This window comes from Mesorhizobium sp. WSM3866 (genome assembly GCF_002294795.1).
Classification (GTDB): Bacteria; Pseudomonadota; Alphaproteobacteria; order Rhizobiales; family Rhizobiaceae; genus Mesorhizobium.
In genome coordinates this window covers 1-1,071 of sequence record NZ_NSGC01000061.1, presented here as the reverse complement: position 1 = coordinate 1,071, position 1,071 = coordinate 1, and the positions used below count along the sequence as shown (strand labels likewise).

Below are 1,071 nucleotides of genomic sequence, written 5' to 3'. Positions count from 1 at the left end.
GAATGGGTGGAGGGCACAAGACCGCGGAGCTTTGACATGAAGCAGGTCTATATCAAACGAGATCTTTTCCGTCTACGAGCCCCTGAAGGGGTGGTCTATCAAATATAGTGCCACCGGCAGGCTAACCGCCTGCTACTTACATCCAGCGAGCTTTAAGTGAATTCATTCAACAGAACCGTCCCCGGAAAGCGGATCGTCGTTGACCCCCCTCATGCCGAACCGACCATGTCTGGCTGATACACCACGTCTGGGCCAGAGCTGCCGCTGTTATCGCAAAGAGGCGACTCAACTGCGACTGCCTCGTGATCGGTGGCGGCTGGATGGGATTGCATGCAGCCCGCCGATACGCAGAACTCAACCCTGATTCGTCAGTGATCCTTGTGGACGCTGACCGCATTGGAAACAATGCGTCCGGGCGCTTCATGGGCTTCGTCATCGACCTTGCCCACAATCCACGCAAGCAGGATTTCGTGGAGGACATCAAGGGCAACAAAGAGGAGCTTTTCGTCACCTTGAGGGATCGACTATGTCCGAAGCGCTGTCGAGGAACACGGCGTGGATTGCGACTGGGATCCGCAGGGAAAGTATCACAGCGCCGCGACTGCACACGGCGCCGACGATCTGAGGCGCGGCTCACTGAGGCGCTGGACACCCTGGGGCAGAGCTATAGCTGGGTTAACACCGCAGAAATCCAAGCGATGACGGGCAGCGCATTACATTAAGGCCTTACACCATCCCGGGACCATTCTCCTTCAACTCGCGAAATACCTCAAAAACGCCACCAAGAGCCTGCCGGCCAACGTGACTGTTCACGAGAACACGCCTATTGTGGGGGTGCAGTTCGGCATACCCAGGCATGTTTGCGAAACGCCCGCGGGAGCAATCAGGGCGTCGAAGGTAGTTATTTGCGCGTCCGGCTATCTTACCAGGTTCGGTTTCTTCAAGGACCGCGCGATACCGCTTTACACATTTGCCAGCATGACGAGGCAGCTCAGAGCTATGGCTGAAACTGGGTGATGACGGTTTGAGGAGAGCGGCGTATCGAGGCGGGTGATGAAGCCTGCCAGAACC

The 1,071-nt window shown here is 56.9% G+C and carries 1 protein-coding gene; it reads left to right on the top strand.

Features of this window, described 5'->3' with window-relative positions; translation table 11 throughout:
* Nucleotides 1-320: 320 nt before the first annotated feature.
* A complete protein-coding gene (locus tag CK222_RS32125) occupies nt 321-722 on the top strand; it encodes a hypothetical protein (RefSeq protein WP_176477823.1) in 402 nt (133 codons plus the stop codon).
* Nucleotides 723-1,071 lie beyond the last annotated feature (349 nt).

Coding starts and splice junctions, on each gene's coding strand:
- CK222_RS32125 (WP_176477823.1), top strand. CDS start 321: ATGGGATTGCATGCAGCCCGCCGATACGCAGAACTCAACCCTGATTCG.